This window comes from Parathalassolituus penaei, assembly GCF_026626885.1.
GTDB lineage: Bacteria > Pseudomonadota > Gammaproteobacteria > Pseudomonadales > Oceanobacteraceae > Oceanobacter > Oceanobacter penaei.
Map to the genome: position 1 here is coordinate 137,050 of NZ_JAPNOA010000039.1, position 16,038 is coordinate 153,087.

At 60.0% G+C, this 16,038-nt stretch carries 12 protein-coding genes; 8 read left to right on the forward strand and 4 right to left on the reverse strand.

Annotated elements, in window-relative coordinates; genetic code table 11:
- The first annotated feature begins 137 nt into the window (after positions 1–137).
- Positions 138–2,363, forward strand: a complete 2,226-nt coding sequence (locus OUO13_RS13590) for a primosomal protein N' (RefSeq protein WP_283174441.1) — start codon at positions 138–140, stop codon at positions 2,361–2,363.
- 140 nt (positions 2,364–2,503) lie between these two features.
- On the opposite strand, the gene OUO13_RS13595 is transcribed toward OUO13_RS13590, so the two are convergent.
- Positions 2,504–2,788 carry a hypothetical protein gene (locus tag OUO13_RS13595; RefSeq protein ID WP_283174442.1) on the reverse strand — a complete coding sequence of 95 codons (285 nt, stop codon included), beginning with the start codon at positions 2,786–2,788 and terminating at the stop codon, positions 2,504–2,506.
- 293 nt (positions 2,789–3,081) lie between these two features.
- Here OUO13_RS13595 and OUO13_RS13600 point away from each other — a divergent pair, with 293 nt between their 5' ends.
- From OUO13_RS13600 to OUO13_RS13615, 4 genes are all read left to right on the forward strand, one after another.
- Positions 3,082–4,737 carry a GMC family oxidoreductase gene (locus tag OUO13_RS13600; RefSeq protein WP_283174443.1) on the forward strand — a complete coding sequence of 552 codons (1,656 nt, stop codon included), beginning with the start codon at positions 3,082–3,084 and terminating at the stop codon, positions 4,735–4,737.
- On the forward strand, positions 4,730–6,211 hold the full coding sequence (locus tag OUO13_RS13605) for an aldehyde dehydrogenase family protein (RefSeq protein ID WP_283174444.1): 1,482 nt from the start codon (positions 4,730–4,732) through the stop codon (positions 6,209–6,211). Before OUO13_RS13600 ends, OUO13_RS13605 begins: the two co-directional genes overlap by 8 nt.
- Positions 6,212–6,464: 253 nt before the next feature.
- Positions 6,465–7,391 (forward strand): transcriptional regulator FeaR, encoded by a 927-nt coding sequence (gene feaR / locus OUO13_RS13610; RefSeq protein ID WP_283174445.1) that lies wholly within the window; start codon positions 6,465–6,467, stop codon positions 7,389–7,391.
- 157 nt (positions 7,392–7,548) lie between these two features.
- A complete protein-coding gene (locus tag OUO13_RS13615; protein WP_283174446.1) occupies positions 7,549–8,859 on the forward strand; it encodes an MFS transporter in 1,311 nt (436 codons plus the stop codon).
- A gap of 131 nt (positions 8,860–8,990) precedes the next feature.
- Here OUO13_RS13615 and OUO13_RS13620 read toward each other — a convergent pair whose 3' ends face one another.
- Positions 8,991–9,896, reverse strand: a complete 906-nt coding sequence (locus tag OUO13_RS13620; protein ID WP_283174447.1) for a LysR family transcriptional regulator — start codon at positions 9,894–9,896, stop codon at positions 8,991–8,993.
- Positions 9,897–10,096: 200 nt separating this feature from the next.
- Between OUO13_RS13620 and OUO13_RS13625 the strand changes: the two genes are divergently transcribed.
- The 3 genes from OUO13_RS13625 to OUO13_RS13635 all read left to right on the forward strand — a co-directional run bounded on the left by OUO13_RS13625 (position 10,097) and on the right by OUO13_RS13635 (position 13,642).
- Positions 10,097–11,542 carry a M20 family metallopeptidase gene (locus OUO13_RS13625; protein WP_283174448.1) on the forward strand — a complete coding sequence of 482 codons (1,446 nt, stop codon included), beginning with the start codon at positions 10,097–10,099 and terminating at the stop codon, positions 11,540–11,542.
- Entirely contained in the window at positions 11,539–12,732 is a 1,194-nt protein-coding gene (locus OUO13_RS13630) for an aromatic amino acid transaminase (RefSeq protein ID WP_283174449.1), read from the forward strand. Before OUO13_RS13625 ends, OUO13_RS13630 begins: the two co-directional genes overlap by 4 nt.
- Before the next feature lie 97 nt (positions 12,733–12,829).
- Positions 12,830–13,642, forward strand: a complete 813-nt coding sequence (locus OUO13_RS13635; protein ID WP_283174450.1) for a sulfite exporter TauE/SafE family protein — start codon at positions 12,830–12,832, stop codon at positions 13,640–13,642.
- Between the two features lie 7 nt (positions 13,643–13,649).
- Here the strand turns inward: OUO13_RS13635 and OUO13_RS13640 are convergent, their stop codons facing one another.
- Both OUO13_RS13640 and OUO13_RS13645 read right to left on the reverse strand, forming a co-directional pair.
- The gene (locus OUO13_RS13640; protein ID WP_283174451.1) at positions 13,650–14,873 is read right to left on the reverse strand and encodes an alpha-hydroxy acid oxidase; all 1,224 of its coding nucleotides are present in this window, start codon (positions 14,871–14,873) and stop codon (positions 13,650–13,652) included.
- A 149-nt stretch (positions 14,874–15,022) separates the two neighbouring features.
- Positions 15,023–16,000 carry a dienelactone hydrolase family protein gene (locus OUO13_RS13645; protein ID WP_283174452.1) on the reverse strand — a complete coding sequence of 326 codons (978 nt, stop codon included), beginning with the start codon at positions 15,998–16,000 and terminating at the stop codon, positions 15,023–15,025.
- Between the last annotated feature and the right edge of the window lie 38 nt (positions 16,001–16,038).

Below are 16,038 nucleotides of genomic sequence, written 5' to 3' on the forward strand. Positions count from 1 at the left end.
GCCGCCACCGCCGGAAACCGTCGGCACCGCGTTACTGATTTAAGTAAAAGTCACCATCCGGGCTCACCTGAACAAGGCTTGCACAGACAATAAGGACGCGCATAATACCAGACACCTGACCTTCAGCAAGTTTTTTCATGTCCTTTTTTGTGGTGAAAGTGGCCGTGCCGGTGCCGTTACGGCGCCTGTTTGACTACCTTCCGGCGCCTTCCGACCAGCAGAGTAATTACCTGCCTGGCCAACGTGTGCGCGTCAATTTTGCCAACCAGCTGCTGACCGGAATTGTGGTCGGCACCGCCACCAGCACCGATGTGCCCGAAGGCAAATTACGCCCTCTGCTGGAACGCCTCGACACCGCACCACTGCTCGATCAGGAACTGCTGGCGTTTGGCCAGTGGCTGGCACGTTATTACCACCACAACGTTGGCGAGTTTTACGACCTGATGATCCCGGCGCTGTTGCGGCGCGGTAGCAACCTCGATGAAGCCTGCGAACGTCACTGGACCCGAATTCCTCCGGCAGATGAGCCACAAACCCTGCGTGGCAGTCGCCAGCTGGCCCTGTGGCAGCGCTTTTGTGAACAACCAGGCTGGCCACACCATGAACTCACCGCCGCCGGTTTTACCCTCGCCCAGATCAAGGCACTGGCCGAACGTGAACTGATCCGGGAAGAAGCCTCTATTCCGCTGCCACCGGCAGGCTCTGGCGACCAATCACCGCTGCCGTTAAACGACCAGCAGCAGCAGGCACTCGACCGCATTCGCAGTGGACTGGACCGTTTTGCTGTGTGGCTGCTGGAAGGGATTACCGGCTCCGGCAAAACCGAGGTGTATCTGCAACTGATGGCCGATGTGCTGGCCAAGGGTCAGCAGGTGATGGTGCTGGTGCCGGAAATCGGCCTGACCCCCCAGACCGTCCAGCGTTTCCGCCGTCGTTTTGCCGAACCCGTGGTGGTAATGCACTCCGGTCTTAATGACCGTGAACGCTTGCAAGCCTGGGAACTGTGTCGCCAGGGTCAGGCCCGTATCCTGATTGGCACCCGCTCGGCGATTTTTACCCCGCTACCAGAGCTGGGGCTGATTATTCTCGATGAAGAACACGACGCCTCGTTCAAACAGCAGGATGGCGTGCGGTACTCCGCCCGCGATGCGGCGCTGGTGCGCGCCAGCAAACGCCAGATTCCGGTAGTACTGGGCTCGGCAACACCGTCGCTGGAGACTCTGCACAATGCCCTGACAGGGCGTTACCAGCATTTGCGTCTGACCCGCCGCGCCGGTCTGTCACGACCACCGGGCATGAAGTTGCACAGCATCCTGCACCAGCCGCTCAGCGCCGGTCTGGCCCAGCCTGTGATTGCCGCCATCCAGAAACATCTGGAACAGCAGCAACAGGTGCTGGTGTTCCTTAACCGCCGGGGTTTTGCGCCGCTGTTTGCCTGCCCGGACTGCGGCTGGATGGCCGAATGCCGCCGTTGTGATGCCCGCCTGACTCTGCACCAGAACCCGCCGCACCTGCATTGCCACCACTGCGACTACCAGCAGGGGATTCCCGGCTTCTGCCCGCATTGCCACAGTGACCGGGTCCAGGCGCTGGGTCAGGGCACCGAGCGTTTGCAGGAAAGCCTGCTGCGCCTGTTCCCGGATGTACCGTTAACCCGCATCGACCGCGATACCGCCCGCACCCGCAACGCCTTTGATGAATTACTGGCCGAGATCCACCAGCCCGGTGCCCGCCTGCTGGTCGGCACCCAGATGCTGGCCAAGGGCCATCACTTTCCGGCGGTGACACTGGTGGTGGTGCTGGATGCCGACGCCGGTCTGTTCAGTGCCGATTTCCGTGGCATGGAACACACCGCCCAGCTGATCCTGCAGGTGGCAGGCCGTGCCGGTCGCGAAGAAACCCCCGGTGAAGTCTGGATTCAGACCTTCTACGCCGATCACCCGCAGCTCAATATGCTGATCAACGACGGTTATCACGCGCTGGCCCTGTCGATTCTGCAGGAGCGCCAGCGCCAGACCCTGCCGCCATTCAGCCATATGGTGATGTTACGCGCCGAAGCGGCCGACCGGCCGATGGCGGAACAGCTGCTGCAGCAGGCACGTCAGTTCCTGCAAAACCCGCAACAGCCGTGGAATCGCCAGCACGACAACCCGTTACTGGGCAGCCCGCTGGTCTTGCTGGGGCCGGTTCCGGCCATTATGGAACGCCGCGCCGGACGCTTCCGCCAGCAGCTACAGCTCTACAGCCCCGACCGCGCACGCCTGCATTCAGCACTCGACCCACTGGTGGATTATCTGCACAGCCTCAAGGGAATGAACCGGGTGCGCTGGCACCTCGACGTTGATCCAGTGGACTGTATTTGAAGAGACCCGCTGACGGGCCCTGAATCAAAACAGACAGAAAGAAAACGAACAGAAAGAAAACGAACAGAAAGAAAACAGACAGGGAAAATCCGAACATGACGCCTGAACCACAGCGGTTCAGGCGCTAACAACCGCACAGATCAGGCCCGCGCCAACCGCCACCGCGCCAGCGACGGCACCGTCAGGCCCGCCATCAGAGCAATAATCACCATCAGCAGGGTCAGCTGATGCATCAGCTCCGGCAGAAACGCCACCCGCTCCAGCCCGTAACCCAGCACCGCCAGACTCAGGGTCACGGCAAAATACTCAGCGATCAGCCGCACCCGCTGCAGCGCCTCACCACTGCCCTGCACCAGCCAGCGCAGCAGCAACAATGACGACATCAGAAACAGACCGATTACCACCACATCCAGCCACATCATCATCCCAACACTTCCCTTGAATCGTTTGCTGTTTCCGGGGTTCACAGCCCCGGCCCATACCCTATCGGGACAGCCTTGCTCGGGGTACGGCAGGATTATTGGCCGAACCTCGCTTACCTGCCAGTCAGACCTTTCGATCAGATCACAATTCCAGCAACAAAGAACAGATTGGCCAATTGGGCCAGAGCCACGGCATGACACAGACTGCCCTCTGGCTGGCACACAACGCCAAGAGTCAGCCTCAGACGCAGTAGTTAAATCGACCCGATCCCGACACAACAGAATCGAGGTTAACGATGTCGAGCGCAGAATTTGATTACGTGATTGCCGGTGCAGGCTCCGCTGGCTGTGTGGTAGCAACCCGACTGGTACAGGCTGGCCACAGCGTGCTGCTGCTGGAAGCCGGTGAAAAAGACGACAGCCTGTTTCACAAGATTCCCGCCACCGTGGTGAAAGTGTTCCAGCAGAAATCCTGGCCTTACATGACCCTGCCCCAAGCCGAATGTAACAACCGTTCGATGCTGATTGCCCAGGGCAAGGTGCTGGGCGGCGGCAGCTCGGTGAACGGCATGATCTACATTCGTGGTCAGCGTCAGGACTACGACGACTGGGCCCGCGACTGGGGCTGCGACGGCTGGGCCTATGAAGACGTACTGCCCTTCTTCCGCCGCTGCGAAGCCAACGAAAGCCTCGGCGATCGTTATCACGGCGAAACCGGCCCGGTGCACATCGGCGAAAACCGTTACCGCCATCCATTAACCCAGGCCTGTATTCGTGCCTGTGAACAGATGGGCCTGCCCTACACCAACGACTTCAACGGTGCGTCCCAGCAAGGCACCGGTTTTTACCAGACCAACATCAAAAACGGCGAACGCCAGAGCACCTCCCAGACCTATCTGAAAAGCCTGACGGGGAATCCCAAACTGACCGTCATCACCCACGCGCTGGTGCACAAGGTCTGTCTGGATAACAGCGCCAGCAAGGCCACCGGCGTGCAGTATTCAGTGAAAGGCGGCGCGGTGGTGGAAGCCAAAGCCCGCAAGGAAGTGATTGTCAGCGCCGGGGCGTTTGGCAGCCCGAAAATCCTGCTGTTGTCCGGTATTGGCCCGAGCCAGCACCTCAAGGACAAAGGTATCCAGCCGCTGCATGACCTGCCGGTGGGCAAAAACTTCCACGACCACCAGCACATGTCGATTAACGCAACGACCAAGGACAACATCTCGATCTACGAGGAAGACAAGGGCTTCAGCGCCGTCAAACACATGCTGCAATGGCTGTGGACCCGCTCCGGCCTGATGACCTCCAACATTCTCGAAGGCGGTGCCTTTATTGCGACCGACGGCAGCGACCGCCCGGATGTGCAGTTCCACTTCCTGCCGTTGCTCGACAACTTCGACAACACACCCGGCGAAAAACCGGAAGCCGAAGCGCATGGTGTATCCATCAAGGTTGGCCACCTGCGTTCCAAATCCCGTGGTGAAGTGCGTCTGCTGAGCAGCAACCCGGCTGATCTGGTCGAGATCGACGCGCAAATCCTGTCGCACCCGGACGACCTCAAAAATCAGGTACGTGCGGTCAAAACCGCCCTCACCGCCATGGAACAACCGGCCCTCAAACGCCTCATCAAACGGGTGATCGAGCCGGACAACATCAGCATCAACGACGACAAAGCGCTGGAAACCTTTGTGCGCCAGAACATCAAGACCGTCTACCACCCCGGTGGCACCTGCAAACTCGGCCAGAACCCACAGGACTCGGTGGTCGACCTGCAACTGCGGGTACACGGTGTGCCCAACCTGCGGGTGATCGATATGTCGATCTGTCCACAGGTGCCGAGCGGCAACACCAACGCCGTCGCCATGATGATTGGTGAACGGGGTGCCGACCTGATTCTTCACCCTGAAAACTTCCAACGCCAGCCGTCCACCACCCGGGAGACCCTGTATGTCTGAGATCAGCCTGTTACCCGCGACCCTCGAATTCCTGCAGCGACCACATGGCCAGTTTATCGACGGCAATCCTTGCACCGGCAGCGGTAATACCATCGCCGTGATCAACCCGGCCACCGAAGCCGTGATTGCCAGTGTCAGTACCGCCAGCACTGACCAGATCAACGCGGCCGTCAACGCCGCACACCAGTGTTTTACCTCGGTGTGGGCCGACTTTAACCCCTACGCCCGTGGTTTGATCCTCAACCGCCTGGCCGACCTGATCGAAGCCCATGGTGAAGAACTGGCGCAGCTGGAAACTCTGGAAAGCGGTAAAAACATCGTGCTGTCGCGGATTTTCGCCGTACAGCAGTCGGCTCTGTGCCTGCGTTATTTTGCGGGCTGGACCACCAAGATCAGTGGTGAAACCCTGCCCTGTAACTTCCCGTCGATGCAGGGCGAACAGTACAGCGCCTATACCCGGCGCGAACCGGTGGGGGTGGTTGCCGCGATTGTGCCGTGGAATTTCTCGGTGATGATCGCCTGCTGGAAACTGGCGGCGGCACTGGCCTGTGGTTGTACGGTGGTGCTGAAACCCAGCGAGTTCACCCCGCTGGCGCTGTTGCGTCTGATGGAGCTGGCCCGTGAAGCCGGTTTGCCCGCCGGTGCCCTGAATCTGGTTAACGGTGCCGGTGAGGTTGGCAAAGCCCTGATTGAACATCCGTTAGTGAACAAGGTGTCGTTTACCGGCTCGGTCGCCAGCGGTGAAAAGGTCAATGTTGCCGCCGCCAGCCGTATGATCCGCTGCACCCTCGAACTGGGTGGCAAAAATACCGCCGCCCTGCTCAAGGATGCCGACATCAACCGCGCGGTGGGAGGCCTGCTGCAAACCGGTTATATCCACCAGGGTCAGGTGTGTGCAGCACCGGAACGGGTGCTGGTACACCGTTCCCGAATCGACGAACTCACCGACAAGCTGGGCGCAGCCCTGACCGCTGCGCCGATGGGCTCACCGCTGGATGAACGTATGCCGTTTGGCCCCCTGTCGAACCGTCCACACTTCGACAAGGTACGGCATTACCTCGATATTGCCTCCCGCGAAAGCCGCATTCTCTGCGGAGGCCAGAGCCTCGACCGCCCGGGGTATTACATCACCCCGGCCATGGTGCAGGCCCGCCACATTGAAGAAACCCTGATGCAGGAAGAAACCTTCGGCCCGGTGATCAGCTTTATGGCCTACGACGACGAAGAGGAACTGCTGGGCCTGATCAACCACAGCCCGTACGGACTTGGCACCAGTCTCTGGACCAACAACCTCGCCGCCGCCATGCGCATGATTCCCAAGGTCGAAAGCGGCACCGTGTGGGTCAACATGCACACCATGGTTGACCCATCCGTACCGTTTGGCGGGGTGAAAAAGTCCGGCCTTGGCCGCGAGTTTGGCTCCGCCGCCATTGAGGAATACACCGAATTAAAATCCGTATTCCTCTGTTACTGACAGCCGGTGCGAGTACAAGCTGCAGCTGATACACACCACTGCAGACCCGGCAGGTTGGCCGCGCCACCTGCCCAACCGCTCCTCACAGGATTCGTCCCGTCTGCTGATTACGGATGAGTCCTTTGGCCGTCCTTTGTGGCGGCATTTTTTGTGGTGATCAACGGCCAATACGGTCTGGAACAATCCTTGCTTTTTATTTGAATATTCAACTAAAAATCACCCATTCCAGATACCAGATCCGGGGCCACTGACCATGTCCAAGATACCCGCTACCCAGCATTGGGACGAAGCCGTTCAGGAGATTTGTGGCAACTTCCACACCGAGGTGCATCGTGACATTCCCTTTGTTGGCCGTATCCAGCTGACCAACCACGATGGCCTGGAAGTCGCCCATATCGAAACCAATGCACGGCGGGTACAGCACCATCTGCAGGCTGCCGAAGACAGTCAGAACTGCTTTCTGATCCTGCAAACCAGCGGTGTGATGGGCTTTTCGTCGCTGAAGGGCCAGCAGATGAGTCTGCGCCCTGGCGAGATTGCCCTGATCGATTCGGCGCGGCCGTTTGATATGCACCCGCAGGGGCTGGTACAGCAGGTGTCGGTGCATTTGCCACGCCGCTTGCTGGGCCACCACCAGCACCAGCAACAGTTTGAAAAGCTGCCGCAACAGGGCATCAGCAGCCAGATGCTGGGGTATATGCTGCAGCAACTGCGCTTCCACAAAACCGGTTACCAGAATACCCGGCAGGAAGGTGAAGCGTTACAAAATGCCCTCATCACCCTGTTACAACCGGCATTACACAGCACCCGCCTGCCCAGCCCGGAGATCGGGCCTGCGTCGTTGCGTCTGCAGGCCGAGCAACATATTCGCCGTCGGCTGGCGGATGAGCATTTGTCACCCGACCAGATCGCCCGCGCCATGGGGATATCACGCAGCACACTCTATCGCCTGTTTGCCGATGAAGAATCCGGCATCGCCCGTTATATCCTCTGTCGCCGACTGGAGCAGTGTGCGGCGGAATTACAGGCCCCGGCGCAGCCCGGCCGTTCCATTACCGATATTGCCTTTCGCTGGGGTTTTTCCGATGTGTCGCAGTTTTCGCGAGCGTTCCGGCGCGAATATGGCCTGTCGCCCAAGGCATGGCGCGAACAGCATCAGCCGCCGTTATCGGCCCCATAATTGCGCGATGGCTGCCCGCAGCACCCCATCAGGGCGCATTTAATCTTTGCTTTCACAGCAACGATTGCTTAGGAAATTTATAATTGTGGTAAACCTTGGTGGTTCCTATGATCAATCGCAGACAACAGCACACAACAACACACCGTGAGAACCCGCCATGTCTGCAACCACTACCATTGATGCCGGACGGCCGTCAGAGGCCGCGAGCCCGACGCTGATCTCCGATCGCAAGCTCTACAAACTGGTTATTGCCTCCTCCATCGGTAACGCGCTGGAATGGTTCGACCTGATTGTGTACGCCTTTTTTGCCGCCACTATTTCCAAGCTGTTTTTTCCGTCGGAAAACGAAACCGTCTCGCTGATGATGACCCTCGGCGCATTTGCGCTGTCGTACCTGATTCGTCCGCTGGGGGCGCTGGTGCTGGGCTCCTATGCCGACCGCAAAGGCCGCAAGGCGGCGATGCTGGTGTCCTTGTGGTTGATGATGGCCGGTACTGCCATGATTGCCGTTATGCCAACCTGGGAAACCGCTGGCCTGCTGGCACCGCTGGGGATTTTTGCCGCGCGCTTGTTGCAGGGCTTTTCTGCCGGTGGTGAATTCGGTTCCGCCACCGCGCTGCTGGTGGAGCGGGCTCCGGATAAAAAAGGCCTGATCTCCAGCTTTATGTTTGCCAGTCAGGGGGTCAGTGGCCTGCTGGGTTCAGGGTTTGGCCTGTTGCTGACCACCACCCTCACCACCCAGCAGCTGGAAGACTGGGGCTGGCGTATTCCGTTCCTGTTTGGTCTGCTGATCGGCCCGATTGGCTTGTACATCCGCAAACACATTGAGGAGTCGGCCGAATTCAACCACCACGCAACCCCCGAAAGCACACCCATTGCCGAGTTATTCCGTCATCACAAGGGCAGCATCCTGCTGGCGATTGGTGCGCTGATGCTGTCGACCTCGGTCAGTTACACCATCATCTACATGCCAACCTATGCAGTAAAACAGCTGGGTCTGCAGGCATCCACCGGGTTTGCGGGCACCCTTCTGAGTGGCCTGATCCTGACCCTGTTAACCCCGTTTGTCGGGCACTTTTCCGACCGTCTGGGCCGCACCCGCATCATGATCTGGGCCGCTTCGATTTTTGTGATCACGATTTTGCCGGTGTTCTATTTCCTCGGTCTTTACCCGGCGCTGGGCACCCTGTTTGTGATGCTGACCTGGCTGAGCCTGCTGAAGGCGCTGTACTTTGGCGGCCTGCCAGCACTGATGTCGGACCTGTTTGAAACCCGCGTCCGTGCCAGCGGCCTGGCCCTGAGTTACAACATTGGCACCACCCTGTTTGGCAGCGCCGGTCCACTGCTGATTACCTGGATGTTGTCGGCCACCGGCTCCGGCCTCGCCCCGGCGTATTACCTGGGCTTTACCAGTGTGGTGAGTCTGGTCACGCTGTTCCTGATTCGTAAACATCGCAAGATTGGTTAACCGGCCGGTCACGCTGGAAAACCGGTAAAGCCGCCTGCGGGCGGCCTTTGCCGTTTGAGCAAACAGCCTGACGATCAGGCCAGAAGCCCTGTGACTGCGGATGGGTTCCCGCAGACACGGGGCTTTTTTGTTCAGGCAGCCGCGCTGAGCGCGCCAATGAGGCTGTCGAGGAAACACTGCAACATGGCGGGCAACTTGCGTCCCGCCATTACCTGCACCTGCAGGCTGCGCTGCTGCAATGGCCGGTCCGACATCGGCACCAGCACCAGACCATCCGGTGCGGCACGGCCGCGCACGGTGATTTCCGCACACAGGGCCACCACGTCATCGGAACAGCGGGTAACCGTGTAGATGGTGCCCAGCGAATCACTGCTGAAGGTGGGCAACAGGGTCAGGCCATGCAGGTGGCAGGCCGTATCAAACAGGTAATGCAGGGTGGTATCCGGTGATGACAACGCCAGTGGATACCCTTGCAGGTCTCGCACCGACAGTTGCGCCTGAGTAGCCAGCGGATGATGGGCAGGCATCAGTGCACAAATCGGCGCATCAAGGCTATAGGCCACTTCCACTCCCACCAGCGGTGACAGGCTGAAAGTCAGGGCGAGGTCGGCCTTGCCTTCTTTCACCAGCAATGACGCCTGGGTGGCATCCACCACTTGCAGCGCAAAACGGGCTCCCGGCTGCTCACGCCGGAACGCCGCCATAATCGACGGCAAACAGTGCCAGGCCATGCCTTCGGTACAGGCAATACGGATGTTGTACTGCTGCAGGGTATTCAGGCCGCGCATTTCCGCCACCACGTTGCTGATCTCCAGGCGGTTGCGTTCGGCATAGGCCAGCAGGATTTCCCCCGGTCCGGTAAGCGCCATGCCACGCGGTTTGCGTTCAAACAGGCGAATACCCAGGCTGTCTTCGAGATTGCTGATCTGCCGACTCACCGCCGACACCGCAACGTGCAGGTCTTCGGCCGCCGCCGACAATGACCCGGTGGTGGCGACGCTGTGGAAAAAACGCAAATTCAGATCATTCAGTGCCATATGGGCTCCCGACTTGCTGCCGACCGTGTTGACCCACACGACCGGCACAACCGCTGAAGCAGCCGGATGGCTGCCGCTATGGGCCATATTGTGGCCGATTTAATTTCTTTTTATTAGAAAGATTTCTTGAAAACTTAGCAATTGTGGCAATTCATACCTGACTCTATTCTGGACTCACACGAATTGAAGCGGAGTTACCCATGCCTGAAGCCATTTCCCCCCTGCGTCATCGCGCCTTGCAGCAGGCCCGTCTGTATCTGGGCTCGGGTGCACTGGAACAGGTACTGGCGCGCCGTACCCGTTACCGCACCGTCAGCCAGGGGGCGGAATATCGCGATGAACTGCTGGCCTATCTGCATGAAGAAATCACCCCGGCGCTGTTACAGCTGGGGTTTGAATGCCGCCTGCTGGATAACCCCAAAGCCGGTTGCCCACCGCTGCTGATCGGCCATCGCTGTGAAGACCCGGCGCTGCCCACTCTGCTGATGTACGGTCACGGTGATGTCATGCCCGGTATGGATAACGGTTGGGATGAAGGGCTGTCGCCCTGGCACCTGACCGTCCGCGATGGCCGCTGGTATGGCCGTGGCAGTGCCGATAACAAGGGCCAGCACAGCATCAATCTGGCCGCGCTGGAAGCGGTGCTGCGGGTGCGCGAAGGCCGCCTCGGTTACAACCTCAAGATCCTGTTTGAAATGAGTGAGGAAGTGGGTTCACCGGGTCTGGAAGAAACCTGCCGCGAACATGCCACCGAGCTGGCCGCCGACCTGTTTCTGGCCTCCGATGGCCCCCGCATCCGCCACGACCTGCCAACCCTGTTTCTGGGCTCTCGCGGGGTCATGCAGTTCCGACTGACCGTCAACCCCGGCAACGGTGCCCGCCATTCCGGTAACTGGGGTGGCATTCTCACCAACCCGGCCACTGTGCTGGCCCATGCCCTGACCACACTGGTCAGCACCAATGGCCGTCTGCTGGCCGATTTCCTGCGCGCTCCGGCCATTCCGGACGCAATCCGTGCGCTGATCCGCGATTTGCCGGTAGGCGGCGAAAGCCACGACCCGCAACTGAACCCGCACTGGGGCGATGACGGCCTCAGTTATGCCGAAAAGCTCTACGGCAGTAATACCCTCGAAGTGGTGGGCTTCAGCGCCGGTCAGACCGACCGCGCCGTCGGGGCCATTCCGGCTCGTGCCGAGGCCATTTGCCAGCTGCGCTTTGTGGATGGCACCGCATGGCAAGCCATTCTGCCGCGCCTGCGGGAATGGCTCGACCAGCGGGGTTTTGCCGAGGTACAGATCCAGAGTGAAGGTGGTTATCCGGCCACCCGCCTCGACCCGCAACATCCATGGGCACAGTTCGCCCGCGACTCGGTAAGCCGCAGTCTCGGGCGGCCAGTACAACTGCTGCCGAATCTCGGTGGCACCATTCCCAACCACTGTTTTGCCGATGTGCTGGGCCTGCCCACCGTGTGGCTGCCACATTCGTATCCGTCCTGCGACCAGCACGCCCCCAACGAACACCTGCTGGAAAGTATTATTGCCGATGGTCTGGAAGCGGCTGCCGGTCTGTTCTGGGATCTCGGTGATCACTTCCAGCAACTGTGCCGTGGTCCGGCAGGCAGCGTTACGGCGGAGGCCCGTGTATGAATCCGTTCAGCGCTCTGGAATGTTTGCCACAAGACCCGATTCTGGGCCTGGGCGCCTTGTATCAGGCCGATCCACGTCCACAACGGATGGATCTCGGCATTGGTATCTACAAAGACAGCAGCGGTTTTACCCCCATTCTGCAAGCCGTCCGTGAGGCCGAACGCTGGCTGTTAAAACACCGTACCAGCAAATCCTACCTGAGCAGCGATTGTGTGCCGGGTCTGGATAACGGCCTGCGCCAGCTGGCACTGGGTGACCATCTGGCGGCCGAGCTTGGCAACCTGACCGGTGTGATCCAGAGCCCCGGCGGCACCGGTGCATTGCGACTGGCGGCACAGCTGCTGGCGCGTTTGTCACCGCGCAAGGTGCTGGTCGGTTTGCCGACCTGGCCCATTCATGTGCCGATTCTGGAGCGCGCCGGGCTGTCGTTGCAGTTCTGGCAGCAACAAGGCGCTGATCAGGGGTTTGATCTGGCCGCCCTGTTGCTCGCCCTCGACTCGTTGCAGCCCGGTGATGTGGTGCTGTTACACGCCTGCTGCCACAACCCCACCGGCGCGGATCCACAAGCGCATGAATGGCCACTGATTGCCCGCGCGCTGGCGGAACGGCAGCTGATTCCGCTGCTGGATATGGCCTATCAGGGCTTTGGCGACAGCCTCGATAAAGACGCTGACGGTTTACGCCAGCTGTTCAGCCAGTGTCCGACCGCACTGGCAGCACTGTCGTGCTCGAAAAACTTTGGTCTCTATCGGGATCGGATTGGTGCCTTGCTGGTACGCACCCCCACGGCACGCGACTGTCAGGCCGCCAGCTCCCACCTCAGTGATATCGGCCGCTGTTTGTGGTCGATGCCACCCGCCCACGGCGGAGAAGTGGTCAGCCATATCCTCGCCAGCACCGAACTGCGAGCGTTGTGGGTAACGGAAGTGGATAACATGCGGATGCGCATCAGCCAGTTACGCAGTGGTCTGGTGGCGGCGTTACAAGAGGCTCAGGCTGGTGAACGCTTCCATTCCCTCGGCCGCCAGCGCGGTATGTTCAGCTGGTTGGGGCTGAATCCTGAAGAAGTTCTGTTTTTACGCCAGCACGGTGGCATTTATACCGCTGGCGGTGGTCGTATCAATGTGTCGGGGTTACGCCCGTCGCAACTGGCAAACATGGCCAGCCTGTTGGCCAACGTCTCACGCTGATCCTGTGATCAGCCGGTTCAGCGATTGTGGGCTCCACGGCGACTAACACGCGTGCAATAGCGCCGTCGCCGTGCTGCGGCCCGGAGGTACTTACGGATTGATTATTCTGACCTATCTGGTTCTGGGGGCATTGGCGGGAGTTCTCGCCGGTCTGTTTGGTATTGGCGGAGGACTGGTGATTGTACCGGTGCTGGTCTGGAGCCTTGGCGCTCAGGGGGTAACCCCGGACGTGATCATGCATCTGGCGGTCGGCACCTCGCTGGCTTCGATTCTGTTTACCTCGATCAACTCGGTACGCACCCATCATCTGAAAGGTTCGGTGGTGTGGCCGGTGGTGATGCGGATGGGCGCAGGCATTCTGGTCGGCAGCAGCCTCGGAGCCATCACCGCAGCGGCCATTCCCGGTGAACACCTGCAGACCATTATTGGTGTATTTGCAGTGCTGATGGCTGCGCAAATGGCCACTGGCTGGCAACCTGGCGGCCAACCTGCCGAGGCCCCGCAAGTGGTGAGCAACCCACGCCGCGACACCCTGGTACTGGGTACCGGTGGTGCGGTGATTGGCTGGGCATCTGCGATTTTTGGTATTGGCGGGGGTTCGCTGGTAGTGCCGTGGCTAAGCTGGCGCGGTATGCCGGTACGGCAGGCAGTGGGGATTGCCGCTGCCTGTGGGCTGCCGATTGCAGTATCCGGCACCCTGACTTTTATGTGGGCAGGTCAGCAGGTCGAGGGTTTGCCCGAATACAGTCTGGGTTATGTCTATCTGCCTGCTTTGCTGGGGATTGTCCTTACCAGCGTCTGGTTTGCTCGTCTGGGGGCCTTGCTGGCCCATCGCCTGCCCGCAACGGTATTAAAACGGTCTTTTGCACTGTTGCTGGCGGCGGTGGGCCTGCATTTTTTGCTGGCCTGACACGAGACTATTCAAACACCCGCTGGCGCTGTAACGATTCCTGAGCCGCCACCACCGGCCGCAGTGGCTGTAACCACTGCGGCCCAAGGTCGTGAATATCAGCGCAACCCATCAGGTTCAGGCAGCGTCCGGTTTCTTCGGCCAGAATATCCAGCACCCGTTCCACCCCTGGCTGGCCACCGGCCGCGGCGCCATACAGAGTGGCGCGCGCCAGCCAGACGCCGTCTGCGCCCAGTGCCAGTGCTTTTACTACGTCAGAACCACGGCGAATGCCGCTGTCGATGAACAGGCCGATGCGGCCCTGCACCTGCGGGGCGATCTGTGCCAGCGCCTCGATACTGCTGAGAGCACCATCCAGCTGCCGACCACCGTGGTTACTGACGACAATGGCGTCCAGCCCCAGCTGTACCGCACGTTCGGCATCCTGCGGGTGTAACACCCCTTTGAGCACCAGCTTGCCCGGCCACTGGTCACGAATCCGCGCCAGCTTGTCCCAGTCGAGCAAGGTATCCAGCTGCTCGGCAATAAACTGCATGGCACCCAGCGCGCTGCGTTCGCCCGCGGGCAAATACGGATCAAGATTGCCCATGGTTGGCAAACCACGCGGCAGCATGACCCGTCGTAACCAGTTGGGATGGCGCAGTACATCAAGCTTGTTGGCGAAGGTCAGTTCACGTGGACGGGCGAAGTTACGGCGGTCCCATTCACGATTGCCCACCACCAGCGCATCACTGGTGACCACCAGCACCCGACAGTCGGCGTCGCGGGCACGGCGCAACAGGTCCTGCTGCAGGCTGGCATCTTTCAGTGCGTACAGCTGGAACCAGAAATCCAGCGCCGGTGCCGCCGCCCGGATCTGTTCCATCGAGGCATTGGCAACGGTGCTGAGTACAAACGGAATCCCCCGCGCTTCGGCGGCCCGTGCCAGGGCAATATCGGCCTGCGGCCACAACATGCCGTTAAAACCACTGGGGCCAATCGCCATCGGCAGACGGCTGGCCTGCCCCAATAAACGGCAGCTCAGGCGGGGTGGATGGTTGGCAATCAGGGTGTGGGCATGCAGACGCCAGTTGTGGAAATCATCGCGGTTGGCGGCCAGGGTACGTTCATCTTCCGCACCACCGGCCAGATATTCCCAGGCAAAGCCGGGCAAACGGTATTGGGCCAGTGCTGCCATTTCGGCCACCGACTGCACCCGGTTGAGATCAGAACCACGATAAAAGCGACGCATGGAGCCTACTCCCTGTAATCCGTCTGCACGCTGCAGGCGGATAAAATAAAAAACCCTCCCAGCTCCTGCGCGGACTGGAAGGGAAACGATGAAGGAGATCATCTGAAAACGTTTCGGGATTCTCTGGAAACCCGTTGCCGGTTCTGGCGTCAGCCTGCGGCAATACGCCCAAACAGGCTTTCAAACAGGGCCGGTACCTGACGCTTCACATCCTCAAAGGCGGCGGCGTCAAAGCGTGAGGGACCGGCCTGGCGTACACAATCATCATCAAACCGGAACAGGCGCCCCGTGGCCTTGTTGATCAACAAGCCCTTCACCTCTTCACGGATGTCACAACCTGACATGGCGACCGAACCATCGGTTGTGTTGCTGAGACTGGTAACACCAGGCCGGTCGAACCCATGGCGTACTCCCGGATACCCCACCATCTGGATGGCGGCACCGGCAGCACTGGTGCGTTTGACATAATCATTGCAGCTGCTGAAGGCGTTCTGCTCATCGGCCTCGCCGTGGAAAATCCACACCGGGCTGCCAATCAGCTGTTCGTCATCGCGATAACGCACGCTGCAGTTCGGGTAAAACGCAACAAATCCGGCAAATTTTGCGTTAGCCGGGCCATAGAGTTTCTGCATACGCTCCAGCGAGGCATACAGGGCACCCTGGCCCGCTTTCGAAAAGCCCATCAGGGCAATGCGACTGGCATCCACCCCCGGATGCACGGCCAGCATATCCAGAGCGGCATAGGCGTCGCGGATCACCGCCAGCTGGCGCATATGCCCCTGCTCGCTGTCCTTGCCGTCGATACGACCACTGGTGCTGTCCACCACAAAGGTGCCGATCCCGCGCTGGTTCAACAGAGTGATCCAGTCATCCACGTAATCACCGTAACCCCCGGCGCCGTACAACAGCACCACCACCGGGTTGTTACGCTCAGCCGGTAACTTCAATACACCGGCAATACCGGTCGCCTCGCCACCCTTGCCACGCAGTAACTGCTGGTCAGACATTGCAACCGTACTGAATGGCAGGATTTCCGTTCGGGTCAGGGCCTGAGCCTCTGCCACCGAGAGCAGACAGGCCAGGCTGAGCAGCCAGCGCCAGCCGGCCGATTTCACAGACATGTGCATGTAATGCTCCTGTGGTCAGGCCGCATGGGCGGCCCGAC

Coding starts and splice junctions, on each gene's coding strand:
- OUO13_RS13640 (WP_283174451.1), bottom strand. CDS start 14,873: ATGCGTCGCTTTTATCGTGGTTCTGATCTCAACCGGGTGCAGTCGGTG.
- OUO13_RS13595 (WP_283174442.1), bottom strand. CDS start 2,788: ATGATGATGTGGCTGGATGTGGTGGTAATCGGTCTGTTTCTGATGTCG.
- OUO13_RS13625 (WP_283174448.1), top strand. CDS start 10,097: ATGCCTGAAGCCATTTCCCCCCTGCGTCATCGCGCCTTGCAGCAGGCC.
- OUO13_RS13645 (WP_283174452.1), bottom strand. CDS start 16,000: ATGCACATGTCTGTGAAATCGGCCGGCTGGCGCTGGCTGCTCAGCCTG.
- OUO13_RS13600 (WP_283174443.1), top strand. CDS start 3,082: ATGTCGAGCGCAGAATTTGATTACGTGATTGCCGGTGCAGGCTCCGCT.
- feaR (WP_283174445.1), top strand. CDS start 6,465: ATGTCCAAGATACCCGCTACCCAGCATTGGGACGAAGCCGTTCAGGAG.
- OUO13_RS13590 (WP_283174441.1), top strand. CDS start 138: ATGTCCTTTTTTGTGGTGAAAGTGGCCGTGCCGGTGCCGTTACGGCGC.
- OUO13_RS13630 (WP_283174449.1), top strand. CDS start 11,539: ATGAATCCGTTCAGCGCTCTGGAATGTTTGCCACAAGACCCGATTCTG.
- OUO13_RS13615 (WP_283174446.1), top strand. CDS start 7,549: ATGTCTGCAACCACTACCATTGATGCCGGACGGCCGTCAGAGGCCGCG.
- OUO13_RS13605 (WP_283174444.1), top strand. CDS start 4,730: ATGTCTGAGATCAGCCTGTTACCCGCGACCCTCGAATTCCTGCAGCGA.
- OUO13_RS13620 (WP_283174447.1), bottom strand. CDS start 9,896: ATGGCACTGAATGATCTGAATTTGCGTTTTTTCCACAGCGTCGCCACC.